We start from the raw sequence: 18,479 nt of genomic DNA, 5'->3' as shown, positions 1-18,479 counted from the left end.
GAGGACTGACTCAGCATGGGAATCCGCAAGTACAAGCCGACGACGCCCGGCCGCCGCGGCTCGAGCGTCGCCGACTTCGTCGAGGTCACGCGGTCGGAGCCGGAGAAGTCGCTGGTGCGCCCCCTGGCGAAGAAGGGCGGCCGCAACAACACCGGCCGGATCACCACCCGGCACCAGGGTGGCGGGCACAAGCGCGCCTACCGGGTGATCGACTTCCGCCGGGCCGACAAGGACGGCGTGCCGGCGAAGGTCGCGCACATCGAGTACGACCCGAACCGCACGGCGCGCATCGCGCTGCTGCACTACGTGGACGGCACGAAGCGCTACATCATCGCCCCGCACAAGCTCAAGCAGGGTGACACCGTCGAGAACGGTCCGGGCGCCGACATCAAGCCCGGCAACAACCTGCCGCTGCGCAACATCCCGGTCGGCACCGTGGTCCACGCCATCGAGCTGCGGCCCGGTGGCGGAGCCAAGATCGCCCGGTCCGCCGGCGCCTCCGTCCAGCTGGTGGCTCGCGAGGGCATGAAGGCCCAGCTGCGGATGCCCTCCGGGGAGATCCGCAACGTCGACGTCCGCTGCCGCGCCACGGTGGGGGAGGTCGGCAACGCCGAGCAGTCCAACATCAACTGGGGCAAGGCCGGCCGGATGCGCTGGAAGGGCAAGCGCCCGACGGTCCGCGGTGTCGTCATGAACCCGGTCGACCACCCGCACGGTGGTGGTGAGGGCAAGACCTCCGGCGGCCGCCACCCGGTGAGCCCCTGGGGCCAGCCCGAGGGCCGTACCCGCCGTCCGAACAAGGCGAGCGACAAGATGATCGTCCGCCGCCGCCGCACCGGCAAGAAGCGCTGATAGGAGCCCGGAAGCCATGCCTCGCAGCCTGAAGAAGGGCCCCTTCGTCGACGACCACCTGATGAAGAAGGTGGACACGCAGAACGAGAAGGGGACCAAGAACGTCATCAAGACCTGGTCCCGGCGCTCCATGATCGTGCCGGAGATGCTCGGTCACACCCTGGCCGTGCACGACGGCCGCAAGCACGTCCCGGTGTTCGTCACCGAGGCGATGGTCGGTCACAAGCTCGGCGAGTTCGCTCCCACGCGGACCTTCCGCGGCCACGAGAAGGACGACCGGAAGGGCCGTCGCCGCTGACCACCGGTCAGTGACGACGCCCCGACGGCAGACAGAGACGAGAAGGTAGGACAGCGATGGAAGCCAAGGCGCAGGCGCGGTACGTCCGCGTCACGCCCATGAAGGCTCGGCGCGTCGTCGACCTCATCCGTGGTCGCCAGGCGAGCGACGCCCTGGCGGTGCTGCAGTTCGCGCCCCAGGCGGCCAGCGAGCCGGTGTTCAAGGTGGTCGAGAGCGCGATCGCCAACGCCCGGGTGAAGGCGGAGCGCGCGAACGAGGCGTTCGACGAGCGCGAGCTCGTGGTGCAGACCGCGTTCGTGGACGAGGGTCCGACGATGAAGCGGTTCCGTCCGCGGGCACAGGGCCGGGCGTTCCGGGTGCGCAAGCGCACCAGCCACATCACGGTCGTCGTGGCCCAGCCGGGCGACGGCGCGGAGCAGGAGCGCGCGCGGTCGTCGGCCGCGGAGGCGCCGGCGAAGAAGTCGACCGCCACCAAGGCCCCGGCGAAGAAGGCCCCGGCGAAGAAGGCCCCGGCCACGAAGGCCGCGGCGAAGAAGTCGGCCGCCAAGAAGGCCCCGGCGAAGAGCAGCACGGCCACGAAGGCGGGCGCCGCCAAGACCGCGAAGAAGGCTCCGGCCAAGAAGGAGAGGAACTCCTAGTGGGACAGAAGATCAACCCGCACGGGTTCCGCCTCGGCATCACGACCGACCACAAGTCGCGCTGGTTCGCCGACTCCACCAAGGCGGGTCAGCGGTACCGCGACTACGTCAAGGAGGACGTCGCGATCCGGAAGCTCATGTCCACGGGCATGGACCGGGCCGGCATCTCCAAGGTCGAGATCGAGCGCACCCGCGACCGCGTGCGCGTCGACATCCACACCGCCCGGCCGGGCATCGTCATCGGCCGTCGTGGTGCGGAGGCCGACCGCCTCCGGGGCGAGCTCGAGAAGCTCACGGGCAAGCAGGTTCAGCTGAACATCCTCGAGGTGAAGAACCCCGAGACCGACGCCCAGCTGGTGGCCCAGGGCATCGCCGAGCAGCTCTCCAGCCGCGTGTCGTTCCGTCGCGCCATGCGCAAGGGCATGCAGACTGCGCAGCGCGCCGGTGCCAAGGGCATCCGCGTGCAGTGCTCGGGGCGTCTCGGCGGCGCCGAGATGAGCCGCTCGGAGTTCTACCGCGAGGGTCGCGTCCCGCTGCACACGCTCCGCGCGAACATCGACTACGGCTTCTACGAGGCCCGCACGACCTTCGGCCGCATCGGCGTGAAGGTCTGGATCTACAAGGGTGACGTCACCAACCGCGAGCTCGCGGCCCAGCAGGCCGCGGCCCCGCGCGGTCCGCGTGGACCGCGCGGTGAGCGGCCCGCCCGCGGCCGCCGGCCCGGCGCCGAGCGCGGCGACCGCCAGGCGCGGCAGCCGCAGCAGGGCGAGACCGCTGCCCCGGCTCCCGAGGCGACGTCCGGAACGGAGGGCTGAGCCGTGCTGGTTCCCCGTCGACTGAAGCACCGCAAGCAGCACCACCCGAAGCGGACCGGTGCTGCCAAGGGCGGGACGACGATCGCGTTCGGCGACTACGGCATCCAGGCTCTCGAGCCCGCCTACGTCACCAACCGGCAGATCGAGTCCGCTCGAATCGCGATGACCCGCTACATCAAGCGTGGCGGAAAGGTCTGGATCAACATCTACCCGGACCGCCCGCTGACCAAGAAGCCCGCCGAGACCCGCATGGGCTCGGGTAAGGGCTCGCCGGAGTGGTGGGTCGCGAACGTCAAGCCCGGACGCGTGATGTTCGAGCTGTCCGGTGTCCCGGAGGAGGTGGCCCGCGAGGCGATGCGCCTGGCGATCCACAAGCTCCCGATGAAGTGCCGTTTCGTGCGGCGCGAGGGTGGTGACGCGTGATGGCGGTCGGATCGAAGGACCTGACCCCCGAGCAGCTGCGCACGTTCGACGACGAGCGTCTCGTGGAGGAGCTGCGCAAGGCCAAGGAGGAGCTGTTCAACCTCCGCTTCCAGTCGGCGACGGGCCAGCTGGAGAGCCACGGGCGACTGCGTGCGGTGCGCCGTGACATCGCCCGCATCTACACGATCATGCGCGAGAACGAGCTGGGTATCGGCGCGACCGGCCCCGAGGGGAGCGCCAAGTGAGCAAGGACGACGTGAACGAGACCAGTGAGCAGCCCACCGACCAGCGCGGGTACCGCAAGACCCGGCGCGGCTACGTGGTCAGCGACAAGATGGACAAGACCGTCGTCGTCGCCGTCGAGGACCGCGTCAAGCACCCGCTGTACGGCAAGGTGATGCGCCGCACCAGCAAGGTGAAGGCCCACGACGAGGCCAACACCTGCGGGGTCGGCGACAGCGTCCTGATCATGGAGACCCGGCCGCTGTCAGCGACCAAGCGCTGGCGCGTGGTCGAGGTCCTCGAGAAGGCCAAGTAAGGCCCAGCCGGTCAAGCGGCAGCCCCATCCGTTCCGTCAGGCTCTTGGTGAGAGAACCGGCGCGACAACAGGAGTGAGACAGTGATTCAGCAGGAGTCGCGACTGAAGGTCGCCGACAACACGGGTGCCAAGGAGATCCTCTGCATCCGGGTGCTCGGTGGCTCCGGTCGCCGCTACGCCGGTATCGGTGACGTCATCGTCGCCACCGTCAAGGACGCCATCCCCGGCGGCAACGTCCGCAAGGGCGACGTCGTCAAGGCCGTCGTCGTGCGCACCGCCAAGGAGCGCCGCCGGCCGGACGGCTCGTACATCCGCTTCGACGAGAACGCTGCGGTGATCCTCAAGAACGACGGTGACCCGCGCGGCACGCGCATCTTCGGCCCCGTCGGTCGCGAGCTGCGGGACAAGAAGTTCATGAAGATCATCTCGCTGGCGCCGGAGGTGCTCTGACGATGGCCAAGCTGAAGATCAAGAAGGGTGACACCGTGCAGGTGGTCACCGGGGCCACGCCGGAGCGCGGCGGGGACCGCGGCAAGACCGGTCGGGTCATCGAGGTCTACCCCGAGCAGCAGCGCGTGCTGGTCGAGGGCGTCAACCGCGTGAAGAAGCACAAGAAGGTCAGCGCGGCGACCGGCCGGGGTGCGCGTACCGGCGGCATCGAGACGCACGAGGCCCCGCTGCACATCAGCAACGTGATGCTGGTCGACCCGGAGACCAAGAAGCCGACCCGGGTGGGATACCGCACCGAGACGATCGAGCGGGACGGCCGGGAGCGCACCGTGCGCGTCCGGGTCGCCAAGCGCTCCGGTAAGGACGTCTGAGATGAGCACCGACACCGTGAAGACCGCCCCGCGGCTGAAGTCGCGCTACGCCCAGGAGATCCTGCCGGCGATGCGCGAGGAGTTCGGCTACGCGAACGTCATGCAGGTGCCCGGCCTGGTCAAGGTCGTGGTGAACATGGGCGTGGGCGACGCCGCCCGCGACTCCAAGCTCATCGACGGTGCCGTGCGCGACCTGGCCACGATCACCGGCCAGAAGCCGCAGGTCACCCGGGCCCGCAAGTCCATCGCCCAGTTCAAGCTGCGCGAGGGCATGCCGATCGGCGCGCACACGACGCTGCGCGGCGACCGGATGTGGGAGTTCCTGGACCGGCTGCTGTCCCTGGCGCTGCCGCGCATCCGCGACTTCCGCGGGCTCTCGCCGAAGCAGTTCGACGGGCACGGCAACTACACGTTCGGTCTCAACGAGCAGTCGATGTTCCACGAGATCGACCAGGACAAGATCGACCGGGTGCGGGGGATGGACATCACCATCGTCACCACCGCGACGACGGACGACGAGGGGCGGGCGCTGCTGCGTCGCCTCGGCTTCCCCTTCAAGGAGAACTGACGTGGCGAAGACCGCTCTGATCCACAAGGCCGCGCGCAAGCCCAAGTTCAAGGTGCGCGCCTACACCCGGTGCCAGCGGTGCGGTCGTCCGCACTCGGTGTACCGCAAGTTCGGGCTGTGCCGCGTGTGCCTCCGCGAGATGGCGCACCGTGGCGAGCTGCCCGGTGTCACCAAGAGTTCCTGGTAACGACTACGCCGCAGGTCCCTCGGTCCCGGACGGGACGGGGAAACCACGGTGAGGAAGGGCGGAGAGCCCGATGACCATGACCGACCCCATCGCGGACATGCTGACCCGTCTGCGGAACGCCAACTCGGCGTACCACGACGAGGTCTCCATGCCGTACAGCAAGCTGAAGTCGCGGATCGCCGAGATCCTCCAGGCCGAGGGCTACATCGCCGGCTGGAAGGTCGAGGACGCCGAGGTGGGCAAGACGCTCACCATCGACCTCAAGTTCGGCCCGAACCGTGAGCGTTCCATCGCCGGCGTGCGACGCGTCTCCAAGCCGGGCCTGCGTGTCTACGCGAAGTCGACCAACCTGCCGCGAGTCCTCGGTGGCCTCGGCGTGGCGATCATCTCCACGTCGTCCGGGCTGCTGACCGACAAGCAGGCTTCGAAGCAGGGCGTGGGCGGAGAAGTCCTCGCCTACGTCTGGTAAGCGGGAGAGGAGCAGAGCATGTCCCGCATCGGCAGGCTGCCCGTCCCGGTCCCGTCCGGCGTCGAGGTCAGCATCGACGGTTCCCTGGTCACCGTGAAGGGCCCCAAGGGGACCCTCACCCACGAGGTGGCCGCACCCATCTCCGTCGCCCGCGACGACGAGGGCGCCCTGAGCGTCACGCGTCCGGACGATGAGCGCGCGTCGCGGTCCCTGCACGGCCTCACCCGCACCCTGCTGGCCAACATGGTCACCGGCGTGACGGACGGCTACGAGAAGAAGCTCGAGATCGTCGGCACCGGCTACCGGGTCACCGCCAAGGGCTCGGACCTCGAGTTCGCCCTCGGCTTCAGCCACCCGGTCGTCGTGTCGCCGCCGGAGGGCATCACCTTCGCGGTCGAGGCGCCGACGAGGTTCTCCGTCGCCGGTATCGACAAGCAGCAGGTCGGCGAGGTCGCCGCCAACATCCGCAAGCTGCGCAAGCCCGACCCGTACAAGGGCAAGGGCGTCCGGTACGCCGGGGAGCAGGTCCGCCGCAAGGTCGGAAAGGCTGGTAAGTAAGCGATGGCTCTCTCTGTTACCCGGGTGAAGGGCAAGGGCACCACCAAGTCCCGTGCCCGCCGCCACCTGCGCGTGCGGAAGAAGATCACCGGCACCGCGGTCCGGCCGCGGCTCGTGGTCAACCGCAGCACCCGCCACATGTTCGTCCAGGTCGTCGACGACTCCGTCGGCAAGACCCTGGCTTCCGCCTCCACGATGGAGGCCGACCTGAGGGCCTTCGACGGCGACAAGACCGCCAAGGCCAAGCGGGTCGGCGAGCTCGTGGCCGAGCGCGCCAAGGCCGCCGGGGTCGAGGCCGTGGTCTTCGACCGTGGCGGCAACCGCTACCACGGCCGGGTGGCCGCCGTGGCCGACGGTGCCCGGGAGGCGGGTCTCGCCCTCTGAGGCGACCCGCGACGGCACACGGCCAGGACACGAGACTGCGAGAGAGAAGGACCTGACAATGCCTGGAACCCAGCGCCGGGGCACCGGCGCCGGCAGTGGCGGCTCCGGTGAGCGCCGGGACCGTCGCGACCGCGACAACCGTCGCGGCGACGCCGCCGAGAAGAACCAGTACGTCGAGCGCGTGGTGACGATCAACCGCGTCGCCAAGGTCGTCAAGGGCGGCCGCCGCTTCAGCTTCACGGCCCTGGTCGTGGTGGGTGACGGCGACGGCACCGTCGGCGTCGGCTACGGCAAGGCGAAGGAGGTGCCCGCGGCGATCGCCAAGGGCGTCGAGGAGGCCAAGAAGAACTTCTTCAAGGTCCCCCGCATCCAGGGCACCATCCCCCACCCCATCCAGGGTGAGAAGGCGGCCGGGGTGGTCATGCTCCGTCCGGCCTCCCCCGGTACCGGCGTGATCGCCGGTGGCCCGGTGCGCGCCGTCCTGGAGTGCGCCGGCATCCACGACGTGCTGAGCAAGTCGCTCGGCTCGGACAACGCGATCAACATCGTCCACGCGACGGTGGCGGCGCTCAAGGGCCTGGAGCGGCCGGAGTCCGTCGCCGCGCGGCGCGGCCTGTCCATCGACGACGTCGCGCCCGCCGCCATGCTGCGGGCGCGTGCCGCGGGGGCTGGTGCGTGATGGCTCGCCTCAAGGTCACCCAGACCCGGTCGCAGATCGGTGGCAAGCAGAACCAGCGCGACACGCTGCGCACGCTGGGTCTCAAGCGCATCGGCGACGTGGTCGTCAAGGAGGACCGTCCCGAGATCCGCGGGATGGTCAGCACGGTGGCGCACCTCGTCACCGTCGAGGAGGTCGACTGACATGGCCGAGAAGAAGAAGGCCACCGAGGAGAGCGCCGGCGGCGCCTCCCACACCCTGAAGGTGCACCACCTGCGGCCCGCCCCCGGCGCCCGCACCGCCAAGACCCGCGTGGGTCGCGGTGAGGCGAGCAAGGGCAAGACCGCGGGGCGCGGGACGAAGGGCACCAAGGCGCGCTACCAGGTGTCGGCGCGCTTCGAGGGCGGGCAGATGCCGCTGCACATGCGGCTGCCCAAGCTGCGCGGCTTCACCAACCCGTTCCGCACCGAGTACCAGGTGGTGAACCTGGACCGGCTGGCAGAGCTCTTCCCCGACGGCGGCCAGATCGCCGTCGACGACCTCGTCGCCAAGGGCGCGGTGCGCCGCGGCCACAAGGTGAAGGTGCTCGGGTCCGGTGACATCGCCGTCAAGGTCGACGTCACCGCCCACGCCTTCTCGGCGTCCGCCAAGGAGAAGATCGCGGCCGCCGGCGGGTCCACGACCGAGCTGTGACCCGCTGACCCGCTCAGCACACGCCACGACCCGGGGGTGCCCCCCACCACCGCTCCGCAGCAGCGCAGCGCAGGGCGCCCCCGGGTCGCGGCTGTCACAGGGTAGGGTCACCTCGGCGTCCGCGCCCCGTCCGCAGGACCGTCGGCCAGAGCACCGACGGCCGCTCGCGACCGACAGACAGCTGCAGCAGCAGTGCACCAGGAGGATCCGTGCTCAGCGCATTCGTCCGGGCGTTCAAGACGCCTGATCTGCGGCGCAAGCTGCTGTTCACCTTGGGGATCATGGCGATCTTCCGGCTGGGGTCGTTCATCCCCACCCCGGGCGTCAGCTACTCCAACGTCCAGATCTGCCTGGCGGACGCGGGCAGCGGCAACGACCTGCTGGGCCTGGTCAACCTCTTCAGCGGTGGCGCGCTCCTGCAGCTGTCCATCTTCGCGCTGGGGATCATGCCGTACATCACCGCGAGCATCATCGTGCAGCTCCTGCGCGTGGTGATCCCGCGGTTCGAGGCGCTCCACAAGGAGGGCCAGTCGGGTACGGCGAAGCTGACCCAGTACACGCGCTACCTGACGATCGCGCTGGCCGTCCTGCAGTCCACGACCTACGTGGCCGTGGCCCGCTCGGGCAACCTCTTCCCGAACTGCGCCGCGGAGATCATCCCCAACGACTCGATCATCACCATCATGCTGATGGTCATCACCATGACCGCCGGCACCGGCCTCGTCATGTGGATGGGTGAGCTCATCACCGAGCGAGGCGTCGGCAACGGCATGTCCCTGCTGATCTTCACCTCCATCGCGGCCGGCTTCCCGGGGTCGATCTGGGCGATCGGCCAGGACTCCAACAACGGCTTCGACGTGATGGCGCTGGTGATCGCGATCGGCCTGGTGATCATGGCGATGGTCGTGTTCGTGGAGCAGTCCCAGCGGCGCGTGCCGGTCCAGTACGCCAAGCGGATGGTCGGCCGCCGGCAGTACGGCGGTTCGAGCACCTACATCCCCATCAAGGTGAACATGGCCGGCGTCATCCCGGTGATCTTCGCCTCCTCGCTGCTGTACCTGCCGGCGCTCGTGGCCCAGTTCAACGACCCCCAGTCCGAGTGGGTCATCTGGATCCAGAACACCCTCGTGCGCGGGGACCACCCGCTGTACATCGCGCTGTACTTCGCGCTGATCGTGTTCTTCACGTACTTCTACGTGGCGATCACGTTCAACCCGGACGAGGTGGCGGACAACATCAAGCGCGTCGGCGGCTTCATCCCGGGCATCCGCGCCGGCCGCCCGACCGCCGAGTACCTCGACTACATCTTGACGAGGATCACACTGCCCGGAGCCCTGTACCTGGGTATGGTCGCCCTGATCCCGCTGGTCGCCCTCGTGCTGATCAACGCGAACCAGAACTTCCCGTTCGGCGGCACGTCCATCCTCATCGTGGTCGGCGTCGGACTGGAGACGGTCAAGCAGATCGAGTCCCAGCTCCAGCAGCGCCACTACGAAGGGTTCCTCCGATGACGCGACTGGTCCTCCTCGGCCCGCCCGGCGCGGGCAAGGGCACCCAGGCCCAGGCCGTCGCCTCGCGGCTCGGCGTCCCGGCCGTGTCCACCGGCGACATCTTCCGCGCCAACGTGGGGGAGGGGACCGAGCTCGGCAAGCTGGCCCAGCGCTACATGGACGCCGGTGAGTACGTCCCGGACGAGGTCACGAACGCCATGGTGCGGGACCGGCTGGCCGAGCCCGACGCCGAAGGCGGGTTCCTGCTCGACGGGTACCCCCGCACGCAGGCGCAGGTCGCCGAGCTGGACGGCATGCTCGCCGAGCGCGACGCCGCGCTCGACGCCGTCGTCGAGCTGACCGTGGAGACCGACGAGGTCGTCCAGCGCCTGCTCAAGCGCGCGCAGACGGAGGGCCGCTCCGACGACACCGAGGCGGTGATCCGCCGCCGACTCGAGGTCTACGCCGAGCAGACGGCACCGCTGACCGCGACCTACGCCGAGCGCGGCCTGCTCCGGCAGGTCGACGGTCTGGGCCCCGTGGAGGACGTCACCCGGCGGCTGCTCGAGGTGCTCCCCGCAGCCAGGGCCTGACCCGGTGTTCGGTCGCGACCGGATCCAGTACAAGACCCCTGAGCAGGTCGTCCTCATGCGACGTGCGGGTCTGGTGGTGGCCGACGCGCTGGACGCCGTGCGCGCCGCACTGCGGCCGGGGGTGACCACCCGGGAGCTGGACGCCGTCGCGGAGACGGTCATCCGCGAGGCGGGCGCGGTTCCCTCCTTCAAGGGCTACCACGGCTTCCCGGCGTCGGTCTGCGTCTCGGTCAACCACGAGGTCGTGCACGGGATCCCCGGCGACGCGGTGCTCGCACCCGGGGACCTCGTGTCGGTCGACTGCGGTGCCGTCCTCGACGGCTGGCACGGCGACTCCGCCTTCAGCACCCTCGTGGCGCCGGACCACGAGGACGTCGACCCGCAGCAGCGCCACGCGGACGACGAGCTCGTCCGCGTCACCGAGCAGGCGATGTGGCACGGCATCGCCGCCCTGCAGGTCGGCGGCCGGCTCGGTGACGTCGGTGCCGCCGTCGAGGACCACGTCGACGGGCGGTACGGGATCCTCGAGGACTACGTCGGGCACGGGATCGGCACCGAGATGCACATGCCGCCCGACGTCCTCAACTACCGAGCACGCGACCGCGGCCCTCGGCTGCGTCCCGGCCTGTGCGTGGCGGTCGAGCCGATGGTGGTCGCGGGGTCGATCGAGACGGCTGTGCTCGCCGACGACTGGACGGTCGTCACGACCGACGGACGACGGGCCGCCCACTGGGAGCACACGGTCGCCCTCACCGAGCACGGGCCCTGGGTGCTGACGGCGCGGGACGGCGGCGAGGCGGCGCTGTCAGCCCTGGGCGTCCAGGTGTCGCCGCTCGCCTAGGCCGCGCACGCCCCGCGCCGATTTCGTGCTCAGCGGGGCATGGCGTAACATCTTGGGTTGGCCCACGAGCAATCTCGTCGTCCCGTACCCCGCGGCTGGTTCGGTGCAGGACGGCGACCGTCACGCGTGCGCTGTGATCCCCGTCCGAGGGCGGAGGTCGTCACCAGTTCCACAGGTCCCCGCCACGGCGGGACGAGCAGTAAGCGGAGGACATGGCCAAGAAGGACGGGGTCATCGAGATCGAGGGCAGCGTCGTCGAGGCGCTGCCGAACGCGATGTTCAGGGTCGAGCTCACCAACGGGCACAAGGTCCTGGCTCACATCTCGGGCAAGATGCGTCAGCACTACATCCGGATCCTCCCCGAGGACCGCGTGGTGGTGGAGCTGAGCCCGTACGACCTCACCCGCGGGCGCATCGTCTACCGCTACAAGTAACCGACCGACCACAACGCACACCCCACAGCACCCGAGCCGGACGGCCCGGGTGTCTCGTGCGGGCGAGGGACAGCCATGAAGGTCAAGCCGAGCGTCAAGAAGATCTGCGACAAGTGCAAGGTGATCCGCCGCAACGGCCGGGTCATGGTGATCTGCGAGAACTTGCGTCACAAGCAGCGTCAGGGCTGATCACCCGCACGCGTCGCGTCCTCCCGGACGCCAGCACCACCGCCGTCGCCACCGGGTGACGGCCGCACCAGCAGCACCCGACCCCCGCGGCTCCGTGGAGCAGCGGGACGAGACCCCCGGTCCGGAGGCCGGGGACCCGCCGACGACGTCGGCCGGGACCGGTGCTGCACCAGACCTCCGGTGAACCCAGGAGACACCAGGACCGATGGCACGCATCGTCGGCGTCGACCTCCCCCGCGACAAGCGGCTCGAGGTGGCGCTCACCTACATCTTCGGCGTCGGGCGCACCCGCGCCCAGGAGATCCTCGCGGCGACGGGCATCAGCCCCGACCTGCGGGTCCGCGACATGGGGGACGCCGAGCAGGTCGCGATCCGCGACTACATCGAGGCGAACCTCCAGGTCGAGGGTGACCTCCGCCGGGAGATCGCCTCCGACATCCGTCGCAAGGTCGAGATCGGCAGCTACGAGGGCCTGCGTCACCGCCGCGGCCTCCCGGTCCGCGGTCAGCGGACCAAGACCAACGCGCGCACCCGCAAGGGCCCGAAGCGCACCGTGGCCGGCAAGAAGAAGGCCGCACGCAAGTAACCGCTCCGCGGTCCGTCCACTCGATCGGGCGGCCCGCACCGGCAGCGAGCTGCGTGCCGCATGCCGACCCTCGCTCGTCCACCACGTTCAGGAGAGAACCAGCCAATGCCTCCGAAGAGCCGCTCGGCCTCGGGTGCGCGTCGTCCGCGCCGCAAGGAGAAGAAGAACGTCTCCCACGGCCACGCGCACATCAAGAGCACGTTCAACAACACCATCGTGTCCATCACCGACCCCACCGGGGCGGTGATCTCGTGGGCCTCCGCCGGCCAGGTCGGCTTCAAGGGGTCCCGCAAGTCGACGCCGTTCGCCGCGCAGATGGCCGCCGAGGCGGCTGCCCGCCGTGCCCAGGAGCACGGCATGCGCAAGGTCGACGTCTTCGTCAAGGGTCCCGGTTCCGGCCGTGAGACCGCCATCCGCTCGCTGCAGGCGACCGGGCTCGAGGTCGGCTCCATCCAGGACGTCACCCCCAGCCCGCACAACGGCTGCCGCCCGCCCAAGCGCCGTCGCGTCTGACGCGGCCTGCTGACGAAGACGAGAAGGAGAACCACCGAGCATGGCGCGATACACCGGTGCTGACTGCAAGCGCTGCCGCCGCGAGAAGACCAAGCTGTACCTCAAGGGCGCCAAGTGCGACTCGCCGAAGTGCCCGATCGAGATCCGGCCCTACCCGCCGGGCGAGCACGGCCGCGCGCGCACCAAGGAGAGCGAGTACCTCCTGCAGATGCGCGAGAAGCAGAAGTGCGCCCGCATCTACGGGGTGCTGGAGAAGCAGTTCCGCGGGTACTACGAGGAGGCGAACCGCCGCCAGGGCAAGACGGGTGAGAACCTGCTGCGCATCCTGGAGTCCCGCCTCGACAACGTGATCTACCGCGCGGGCTTCGCGTCCTCGCGGGACATGGCGCGCCAGGTCGTGCGCCACGGTCACGTGCTGGTCAACGGCAAGAAGGTCGACATCCCGAGCTACCGGGTGAGCGAGAACGACATCGTCGAGATCCGGGAGAAGTCCCGGACCATGACGCCGTTCGTCATCGCCCGCGAGACGCACGGTGAGCGGACCGTCCCGGCCTGGCTCGAGGTCCAGGTGGACCGGATGCGCGTGCTGGTGCACTCGCTGCCGGCCCGCCAGGTCATCGACACGCAGGTCCAGGAGCAGCTCATCGTCGAGCTCTACTCGAAGTGACACCCGGCCGGGTCGGGCGCCGCGTGCGCCCGGCCCGGCCGCGCGTCCCCCGCCGCGGGCCGGTCGGGGACGCCGCACCAGCCCGGTGGGCGGACGGAGTCCCGCCGGGTACGCCACACCAGGGTCATATGGCGGACCCTGATGGGAAAGGAACACCCCCGTGCTGATCGCACAGCGCCCCGCGCTCTCCGAGGACGTCCTGTCCGAGCACCGCTCGCGGTTCGTCATCGAGCCGCTCGAGCCCGGCTTCGGCTACACGCTCGGCAACTCCCTGCGCCGCACCCTGCTGTCGTCCATCCCCGGTGCCGCGGTGACCAGCGTCCGCATCGACGGCGTGCTGCACGAGTTCTCGACGGTCTCCGGCGTCAAGGAGGACGTCACCGAGATCATCCTGAACATCAAGTCCCTCGTCGTGTCCAGCGAGCACGACGAGCCCGTGGTGATGTACCTGCGCAAGCAGGGCCCGGGCACCGTCACCGCCGCCGACATCGCCCCGCCGGCGGGCGTCGAGGTGCACAACCCCGACCTGCACATCGCCACGCTCAACGGCAAGGGCAAGCTCGAGATGGAGCTCACCGTCGAGCGCGGCCGCGGGTACGTCTCCGCCGCCCAGAACAAGTCCAGCGAGGCCGAGATCGGCCGCATCCCGGTCGACTCGATCTACTCGCCTGTGCTGAAGGTGACGTACAAGGTCGAGGCCACCCGCGTCGAGCAGCGCACCGACTTCGACCGCCTCGTCGTGGACGTCGAGACGAAGCCGTCGACGCTGCCGCGCGACGCGATGGCCAGCGCGGGCAAGACGCTGGTCGAGCTGTTCGGCCTGGCGCGCGAGCTCAACGTCGAAGCCGAGGGCATCGACATGGGGCCGTCCCCGACCGACGCGGCGCTCGCGGCCGACCTGGCGCTGCCGGTGGAGGAGCTGGACCTCACGGTCCGCTCCTACAACTGCCTCAAGCGCGAGGGCATCCACACGGTCGGCGAGCTGGTGGCCCGCAGCGAGGCGGACCTGCTCGACATCCGCAACTTCGGTGCGAAGTCCATCGACGAGGTCAAGGCGAAGCTGTCCGGCATGGGCCTGGCCCTCAAGGACAGCCCCCCCGGGTTCGACCCGAGCACGGCCGTGTCGGACTTCGGTGCCGACGACGACATGTCCTTCGCCGAGGACGAGCAGTACTGAGCCCGCGGCACGCCGGCAGGACCCCCTGACCGGCAGCCCCGACCGAGGAGAACCACATCATGCCTACCCCTACCAAGGGCCCGCGGCTCGGCGGCGGTCCGGCCCACGAGCGGCTCATGCTGGCCAACCTGGCCACGGCGCTGTTCGAGCACCGGAGCATCACCACCACCGAGGCGAAGGCCAAGCGGCTGCGCCCCCTGGCCGAGCGCCTGGTCACCTTCGCCAAGCGCGGTGACCTGGCCTCCCGCCGTCGGGTGATGACGGTGGTGCGCGACAAGTCCGTCGTCCACTTCCTCTTCACCGAGATCGCCCCGGCGATGGCCGAGCGCAACGGCGGCTACACCCGCATCACGAAGATCGGTCCGCGCAAGGGCGACAACGCGCCGATGGCCGTCATCGAGCTGGTGATGGAGCCCGTCGCCAGGAAGGCGACGGTCAAGGAGGCCGAGGCCGCCACCAAGCGGGCCGCTGCCGACGCGAAGGCCGACGAGGCGAAGGCCGCCGACGCGAAGGCCGACGAGGCGAAGGCCGACGAGGCGAAGGCCGACGAGGGCGTCACCGGCGGCGAGGCCACCGTGGACGAGGCCGTCGCCACCGAGGCCGCCGACGAGAAGGCTGCCGACGAGAAGGCCGACGCCTCCACCGAGGACAAGGCCTGAGCGAGCCCACCGGGCACGACAGCGAGCCCGTCACCCCCGTCCCCGGGGGTGACGGGCTCGTGCGCGTGCGGCTCGACCTGTCCTACGACGGCACGGCGTACTCGGGGTGGGCCGCCCAGCCCAGCCGGCGGACCGTCGAGGGCGTGCTCGCCGACGCGCTCGGCCGCGTCCTGCGGGCCGCCCCGCCGCGCCTGACGGTCGCGGGACGCACCGACGCCGGGGTGCACGCGCGCGGTCAGGTCGTCCACCTGGACCTGCCCGCTGCGGCCTGGAGCGCACTGCCCGGGCGCGGCACCTCCGGGCCGGGGGAGGCCCTGGTGCGGAGGCTGGCAGGTGTCCTCCCCGACGACGTCGTGGTCCGAGCCGCCGGGCCGGCGCCGGACGGTTTCGACGCGCGGTTCTCGGCGCTGAGCCGCCGGTACGCCTACCGCGTCGCGGACCGCCCCGACCTGCGTGACCCGCTGCGGCGTCGCGACGTGCTGTGGCACCGGCGGGAGCTGGACGTGGCGGCGATGACGTCCGCGTGGCGCCCACTCGTCGGTGAGCACGACTGGCTGCCCTACTGCCGGCCCCGGGAGGGGGCCACGACGGTGCGCACGGTGCTCGAGCTCGACTGGCGCCGTGACGGCGACGGGGTGGCCGTCGCCCGGGTCGTGGCGGACGCGTTCTGCCACCACATGGTCCGCTCGCTGGTCGGCGCGGCCCTGGCGGTGGGCGAGGGGCGGCGGCCGGTCGAGTGGCCGCACGACGTCCTCGTGGCGGGGGTGCGCGACCCCGCCGTCGCCGTCGCGCCGGCCCACGGGCTGACCCTGGAGGAGGTCCGCTACCCCGAGGACGACCGGCTCGCCGACCGCGCGCGCCAGGCGCGACGGCGCCGCGACGAGCCGGTTCGCTGACCGCGACCGCGCACTCAGCGGGCGGAGTGCGCGTCCGGACCCTCGCGGTGCGCACTCAGCGGGCTGAGTGCGCGTCCGGACGCTTGCGGTGCGCACCCAGCGGCTGGGTGCGCCGTCAGGGACGGTCCTCGCCGCGGCGCCGGTGCCCTGTCGCGCCGGTCCGGGCCGGGTGGCAGAGTCGGGGCATGAGCGAGCAGGACGGATTCGGGGACAGCGTCTACCAGCCCCAGGACGACGGCCGCCTGGACGACTCCGGCGAGCTGGACATGGACGACGCCCTGGGGGAGCCGGACACGGACGAGATGCTCGACATGGGCTACTCGCCGCCCGAGCGGGCGCGGGGCATGGACCGCTGGGGCACCACCGGGTCCGAGGAGCGCCAGGGGGAGAACCTCGAGCTGCGCGAGCGCCAGCTCGAGCCGGACGACTGGGAGCGCCCGGACGGCAGGGACGGCCTGGGCGACAGCGAGGACACCGACGGAGAGCTGATCGACGACCAGGTCGGTCACCATCGCGCGGGCCGCCTCGTCGCCCCTGACGAGGGCGCCCACGCCGACACCGAGAAGGACGTCGTCGCCCGGGACGTCGGCATCGACGGCGGCGCGGCGAGCGCGGAGGAGGCGGCGATGCACGTGGTGGAGGACGAGGACGCGCGCTGGTGACGCCGTCCGGGTGGTAGCCGTACCGACCTAGGACGGTGGTCGAGCCGCGAAAACCGCTAGGGGACGCGGCCGCCGGCTCGGCACACTGACCGATGTGGGTCACGTGGACGTCAACGCCGTGGGGTACGACCTGCCCGACGGCACCCGGCTCCTGGACGACGTGACGTTCCGCGTCGGGGAGGGTGCCAAGGTCGCGCTGGTCGGGCCGAACGGCGCCGGCAAGACCACGCTGCTGCGGCTGGTGTCCGGCGACCTGGACCCGCACGCGGGCTCGGTGACGCGCAGCGGTGGGCTCGGGGTGATGGACCAGCACGTCGGCCGCGACCGGCCCGGGGCCACGGTCCGTGACCTGCTCGCGTCGGTCGCCCCGGCGCCGCTGCGCAGCGCGGTCGCGGAGCTGGACGCCGCGGAGCTGGCGGTCATGGAGGTCGACGACACCGCGACGCAGCTGCGCTACGCCCAGGCGCTCGCGGACTACGCGGACGTGGGCGGGTACGAGGCCGAGACGGTCTGGGACGTCGTCACGCAGGCGGCGCTGGGCACGCCGTGGGACCGGGCCCAGTGGCGAACGCTGGCGACGCTGTCCGGCGGTGAGCGGAAGCGGCTCGCCCTCGAGGCCCTGCTGCGCGGTCCCGACGAGGTGCTGCTCCTGGACGAGCCGGACAACTTCCTCGACGTCCCGGCCAAGCGGTGGTTGGAGGAGCAGCTCGCTGCCAGCCCGAAGACCGTGCTGTTCGTGAGCCACGACCGGGAGGTCTTGGCCAGGGTGGCGACCCGGGTCGCCACCCTGGAACCCGGACCCGCCGGTGCCTCGGTGTGGGTGCACGGTGGCTCCTTCGCGACCTGGCACGGCGCGCGGCAGCAGCGGTTCGCCAGGCTGGACGAGCTCCGGCGGCGCTGGGACGAGCAGCACGCGCGCCTGCGAGCCCAGGTGCTGTTGTACCGGCAGAAGGCCGCGTACAACTCGGACATGGCGTCGCGGCTGCAGAGCGCGCGGACCCGGCTGGAGCGCTTCGAGCGCGAGGGGCCGCCGCAGGAGCGGCCGCGGACCCAGCAGGTGACGATGCGCCTGTCCGGTGGTCGGACCGGGCGGCGGGCGGTGGTGTGCGAGCGTCTGGCGCTGACGGGGCTGACCGAGCCGTTCGACGCCGAGATCTGGTTCGGCGACCGGGTCGCGGTGCTGGGGTCGAACGGGTCCGGCAAGTCGCACCTGCTGCGGCTCCTGGCGGCGGGCGGTAGTGACCCCGAGACCGAGCACCGACCGGTCGGCGACCTGGTCGTCGAGCCGGTCGCCCACAGCGGGAGGGCCAGGCTGGGGGCACGGGTCCGGCCGGGCTGGTTCTCCCAGGTGCAGGTGCGTCCCGACCTGGCCGGTCGCACCCTGCTCGAGGTCCTGCACCGCGGCGACGAGCACCGCGCCGGCCTGCCGCGGGAGCAGGCGAGCCGGGCTCTGGACCGCTACGAGCTGGCGCGCGTCGCGGAGAGCACGTTCGACGTGCTGTCGGGCGGGCAGCAGGCGAGGTTCCAGATCCTGCTGCTCGAGCTGTCCGGCGCGACGCTGCTGCTGCTGGACGAGCCGACCGACAACCTCGACCTCGAGTCCGCCGAGGCGCTGGAGACCGGTCTGGCGGGTTTCGAGGGGACGGTGGTGGCCGTGACCCACGACCGCTGGTTCGCCCGGGGCTTCGACCGCTTCCTCGTCGTCGGCGAGGACGGCTCGGTCCGCGAGTCCGGGGAGCCGGTCTGGGACGTGCGGCGCGTCGCCCGGACGCGCTGACGTCACGTTCCTGCCTGGTGACAGGCAGCGACTGCAAAGTCTTGCAGAAAGTCGGTGTCAAGACCTTTCGTCGGGCGGCCCCACGGGTCTAGC

The 18,479-nt window shown here is 70.9% G+C and carries 28 protein-coding genes and 2 pseudogenes; all 30 read left to right on the top strand.

What is annotated here, in order from left to right:
• The first annotated feature begins 15 nt into the window (after positions 1-15).
• Positions 16-852 carry a 50S ribosomal protein L2 gene (gene rplB, locus ACYVQV_RS09165; RefSeq protein ID WP_461022973.1) on the top strand — a complete coding sequence of 279 codons (837 nt, stop codon included), beginning with the start codon at positions 16-18 and terminating at the stop codon, positions 850-852.
• Positions 853-868: 16 nt separating this feature from the next.
• Positions 869-1,150: a 30S ribosomal protein S19 gene (gene rpsS / locus ACYVQV_RS09160; RefSeq protein WP_461022972.1), complete on the top strand. Its 282-nt coding sequence runs from the start codon at positions 869-871 to the stop codon at positions 1,148-1,150.
• Between the two features lie 56 nt (positions 1,151-1,206).
• A pseudogene (gene rplV / locus ACYVQV_RS09155) lies at positions 1,207-1,581 on the top strand (50S ribosomal protein L22); the annotation flags it as partial.
• 206 nt (positions 1,582-1,787) lie between these two features.
• Positions 1,788-2,603 (top strand): 30S ribosomal protein S3, encoded by an 816-nt coding sequence (gene rpsC, locus ACYVQV_RS09150; RefSeq protein ID WP_461022971.1) that lies wholly within the window; start codon positions 1,788-1,790, stop codon positions 2,601-2,603.
• 3 nt (positions 2,604-2,606) lie between these two features.
• Positions 2,607-3,026, top strand: coding sequence for a 50S ribosomal protein L16 (rplP, locus tag ACYVQV_RS09145; RefSeq protein ID WP_461022970.1), 420 nt, complete (start codon positions 2,607-2,609; stop codon positions 3,024-3,026).
• Positions 3,026-3,247: pseudogene (rpmC, locus tag ACYVQV_RS09140) on the top strand (50S ribosomal protein L29); the annotation flags it as partial. The gene rplP and the pseudogene rpmC, both read left to right, overlap by 1 nt.
• Before the next feature lie 20 nt (positions 3,248-3,267).
• Positions 3,268-3,564 carry a 30S ribosomal protein S17 gene (rpsQ, locus tag ACYVQV_RS09135; RefSeq protein ID WP_461022969.1) on the top strand — a complete coding sequence of 99 codons (297 nt, stop codon included), beginning with the start codon at positions 3,268-3,270 and terminating at the stop codon, positions 3,562-3,564.
• A gap of 81 nt (positions 3,565-3,645) precedes the next feature.
• A complete protein-coding gene (rplN, locus tag ACYVQV_RS09130; protein ID WP_461022968.1) occupies positions 3,646-4,014 on the top strand; it encodes a 50S ribosomal protein L14 in 369 nt (122 codons plus the stop codon).
• A 2-nt stretch (positions 4,015-4,016) separates the two neighbouring features.
• Positions 4,017-4,385: a 50S ribosomal protein L24 gene (gene rplX, locus ACYVQV_RS09125; protein ID WP_461022967.1), complete on the top strand. Its 369-nt coding sequence runs from the start codon at positions 4,017-4,019 to the stop codon at positions 4,383-4,385.
• A 1-nt stretch (position 4,386) separates the two neighbouring features.
• On the top strand, positions 4,387-4,953 hold the full coding sequence (rplE, locus tag ACYVQV_RS09120; RefSeq protein ID WP_461022966.1) for a 50S ribosomal protein L5: 567 nt from the start codon (positions 4,387-4,389) through the stop codon (positions 4,951-4,953).
• A gap of 1 nt (position 4,954) precedes the next feature.
• Complete coding sequence (locus ACYVQV_RS09115; RefSeq protein WP_461022965.1) at positions 4,955-5,140, top strand: type Z 30S ribosomal protein S14; 186 nt, start codon at positions 4,955-4,957, stop codon at positions 5,138-5,140.
• 70 nt (positions 5,141-5,210) lie between these two features.
• The gene (gene rpsH / locus ACYVQV_RS09110; RefSeq protein WP_461022964.1) at positions 5,211-5,609 is read left to right on the top strand and encodes a 30S ribosomal protein S8; all 399 of its coding nucleotides are present in this window, start codon (positions 5,211-5,213) and stop codon (positions 5,607-5,609) included.
• Between the two features lie 18 nt (positions 5,610-5,627).
• The gene (gene rplF / locus ACYVQV_RS09105; protein WP_461022963.1) at positions 5,628-6,167 is read left to right on the top strand and encodes a 50S ribosomal protein L6; all 540 of its coding nucleotides are present in this window, start codon (positions 5,628-5,630) and stop codon (positions 6,165-6,167) included.
• 3 nt (positions 6,168-6,170) lie between these two features.
• On the top strand, positions 6,171-6,551 hold the full coding sequence (gene rplR / locus ACYVQV_RS09100) for a 50S ribosomal protein L18 (RefSeq protein ID WP_461022962.1): 381 nt from the start codon (positions 6,171-6,173) through the stop codon (positions 6,549-6,551).
• A gap of 58 nt (positions 6,552-6,609) precedes the next feature.
• Positions 6,610-7,230, top strand: a complete 621-nt coding sequence (rpsE, locus tag ACYVQV_RS09095; protein WP_461022961.1) for a 30S ribosomal protein S5 — start codon at positions 6,610-6,612, stop codon at positions 7,228-7,230.
• A complete protein-coding gene (rpmD, locus tag ACYVQV_RS09090; protein ID WP_461022960.1) occupies positions 7,230-7,412 on the top strand; it encodes a 50S ribosomal protein L30 in 183 nt (60 codons plus the stop codon). Before rpsE ends, rpmD begins: the two co-directional genes overlap by 1 nt.
• Before the next feature lies 1 nt (position 7,413).
• The gene (gene rplO, locus ACYVQV_RS09085) at positions 7,414-7,902 is read left to right on the top strand and encodes a 50S ribosomal protein L15 (protein ID WP_461022959.1); all 489 of its coding nucleotides are present in this window, start codon (positions 7,414-7,416) and stop codon (positions 7,900-7,902) included.
• A gap of 209 nt (positions 7,903-8,111) precedes the next feature.
• Positions 8,112-9,413 carry a preprotein translocase subunit SecY gene (gene secY, locus ACYVQV_RS09080; RefSeq protein WP_461022958.1) on the top strand — a complete coding sequence of 434 codons (1,302 nt, stop codon included), beginning with the start codon at positions 8,112-8,114 and terminating at the stop codon, positions 9,411-9,413.
• Complete coding sequence (locus ACYVQV_RS09075; protein WP_461022957.1) at positions 9,410-9,985, top strand: adenylate kinase; 576 nt, start codon at positions 9,410-9,412, stop codon at positions 9,983-9,985. Before secY ends, ACYVQV_RS09075 begins: the two co-directional genes overlap by 4 nt.
• A gap of 4 nt (positions 9,986-9,989) precedes the next feature.
• Complete coding sequence (gene map / locus ACYVQV_RS09070; protein ID WP_461022956.1) at positions 9,990-10,826, top strand: type I methionyl aminopeptidase; 837 nt, start codon at positions 9,990-9,992, stop codon at positions 10,824-10,826.
• A 212-nt stretch (positions 10,827-11,038) separates the two neighbouring features.
• A complete protein-coding gene (gene infA, locus ACYVQV_RS09065; protein WP_461022955.1) occupies positions 11,039-11,260 on the top strand; it encodes a translation initiation factor IF-1 in 222 nt (73 codons plus the stop codon).
• Between the two features lie 75 nt (positions 11,261-11,335).
• Entirely contained in the window at positions 11,336-11,449 is a 114-nt protein-coding gene (gene rpmJ, locus ACYVQV_RS09060; RefSeq protein WP_034266058.1) for a 50S ribosomal protein L36, read from the top strand.
• Positions 11,450-11,654: 205 nt separating this feature from the next.
• Positions 11,655-12,035 (top strand): 30S ribosomal protein S13, encoded by a 381-nt coding sequence (gene rpsM, locus ACYVQV_RS09055; RefSeq protein WP_461022954.1) that lies wholly within the window; start codon positions 11,655-11,657, stop codon positions 12,033-12,035.
• 105 nt (positions 12,036-12,140) lie between these two features.
• On the top strand, positions 12,141-12,548 hold the full coding sequence (rpsK, locus tag ACYVQV_RS09050; protein ID WP_461022953.1) for a 30S ribosomal protein S11: 408 nt from the start codon (positions 12,141-12,143) through the stop codon (positions 12,546-12,548).
• A gap of 40 nt (positions 12,549-12,588) precedes the next feature.
• Positions 12,589-13,215 (top strand): 30S ribosomal protein S4, encoded by a 627-nt coding sequence (rpsD, locus tag ACYVQV_RS09045; RefSeq protein ID WP_461022952.1) that lies wholly within the window; start codon positions 12,589-12,591, stop codon positions 13,213-13,215.
• A gap of 160 nt (positions 13,216-13,375) precedes the next feature.
• On the top strand, positions 13,376-14,392 hold the full coding sequence (locus ACYVQV_RS09040) for a DNA-directed RNA polymerase subunit alpha (protein ID WP_461022951.1): 1,017 nt from the start codon (positions 13,376-13,378) through the stop codon (positions 14,390-14,392).
• Between the two features lie 59 nt (positions 14,393-14,451).
• Positions 14,452-15,051 (top strand): 50S ribosomal protein L17, encoded by a 600-nt coding sequence (rplQ, locus tag ACYVQV_RS09035; protein ID WP_461022950.1) that lies wholly within the window; start codon positions 14,452-14,454, stop codon positions 15,049-15,051.
• Between the two features lie 59 nt (positions 15,052-15,110).
• A complete protein-coding gene (gene truA, locus ACYVQV_RS09030) occupies positions 15,111-15,947 on the top strand; it encodes a tRNA pseudouridine(38-40) synthase TruA (protein ID WP_461022949.1) in 837 nt (278 codons plus the stop codon).
• Positions 15,948-16,132: 185 nt separating this feature from the next.
• On the top strand, positions 16,133-16,609 hold the full coding sequence (locus tag ACYVQV_RS09025; protein WP_461022948.1) for a DUF5709 domain-containing protein: 477 nt from the start codon (positions 16,133-16,135) through the stop codon (positions 16,607-16,609).
• A 94-nt stretch (positions 16,610-16,703) separates the two neighbouring features.
• Complete coding sequence (locus ACYVQV_RS09020) at positions 16,704-18,386, top strand: ABC-F family ATP-binding cassette domain-containing protein (RefSeq protein ID WP_461022947.1); 1,683 nt, start codon at positions 16,704-16,706, stop codon at positions 18,384-18,386.
• Positions 18,387-18,479: the final 93 nt, after the last annotated feature.

It is taken from the genome of Thalassiella azotivora, assembly GCF_054781695.1.
Note: the sequence above shows the minus strand (reverse complement) of the source record. Positions and strands in the feature narration are given on the sequence as shown.

Bases quoted from the DNA above. Each gene is read 5' to 3' on its own strand.
- rpsE (WP_461022961.1), top strand. From the start codon at position 6,610: ATGCCTGGAACCCAGCGCCGGGGCACCGGCGCCGGCAGTGGCGGCTCC.
- rplF (WP_461022963.1), top strand. From the start codon at position 5,628: ATGTCCCGCATCGGCAGGCTGCCCGTCCCGGTCCCGTCCGGCGTCGAG.
- rplB (WP_461022973.1), top strand. From the start codon at position 16: ATGGGAATCCGCAAGTACAAGCCGACGACGCCCGGCCGCCGCGGCTCG.
- rplO (WP_461022959.1), top strand. From the start codon at position 7,414: ATGGCCGAGAAGAAGAAGGCCACCGAGGAGAGCGCCGGCGGCGCCTCC.
- rplE (WP_461022966.1), top strand. From the start codon at position 4,387: ATGAGCACCGACACCGTGAAGACCGCCCCGCGGCTGAAGTCGCGCTAC.
- rpsM (WP_461022954.1), top strand. From the start codon at position 11,655: ATGGCACGCATCGTCGGCGTCGACCTCCCCCGCGACAAGCGGCTCGAG.
- rplR (WP_461022962.1), top strand. From the start codon at position 6,171: ATGGCTCTCTCTGTTACCCGGGTGAAGGGCAAGGGCACCACCAAGTCC.
- rpsH (WP_461022964.1), top strand. From the start codon at position 5,211: ATGACCATGACCGACCCCATCGCGGACATGCTGACCCGTCTGCGGAAC.
- rplX (WP_461022967.1), top strand. From the start codon at position 4,017: ATGGCCAAGCTGAAGATCAAGAAGGGTGACACCGTGCAGGTGGTCACC.
- rplQ (WP_461022950.1), top strand. From the start codon at position 14,452: ATGCCTACCCCTACCAAGGGCCCGCGGCTCGGCGGCGGTCCGGCCCAC.
- ACYVQV_RS09075 (WP_461022957.1), top strand. From the start codon at position 9,410: ATGACGCGACTGGTCCTCCTCGGCCCGCCCGGCGCGGGCAAGGGCACC.
- rpmJ (WP_034266058.1), top strand. From the start codon at position 11,336: ATGAAGGTCAAGCCGAGCGTCAAGAAGATCTGCGACAAGTGCAAGGTG.
- rpsD (WP_461022952.1), top strand. From the start codon at position 12,589: ATGGCGCGATACACCGGTGCTGACTGCAAGCGCTGCCGCCGCGAGAAG.
- rpmD (WP_461022960.1), top strand. From the start codon at position 7,230: ATGGCTCGCCTCAAGGTCACCCAGACCCGGTCGCAGATCGGTGGCAAG.
- infA (WP_461022955.1), top strand. From the start codon at position 11,039: ATGGCCAAGAAGGACGGGGTCATCGAGATCGAGGGCAGCGTCGTCGAG.
- ACYVQV_RS09025 (WP_461022948.1), top strand. From the start codon at position 16,133: ATGAGCGAGCAGGACGGATTCGGGGACAGCGTCTACCAGCCCCAGGAC.
- rpsK (WP_461022953.1), top strand. From the start codon at position 12,141: ATGCCTCCGAAGAGCCGCTCGGCCTCGGGTGCGCGTCGTCCGCGCCGC.
- rpsS (WP_461022972.1), top strand. From the start codon at position 869: ATGCCTCGCAGCCTGAAGAAGGGCCCCTTCGTCGACGACCACCTGATG.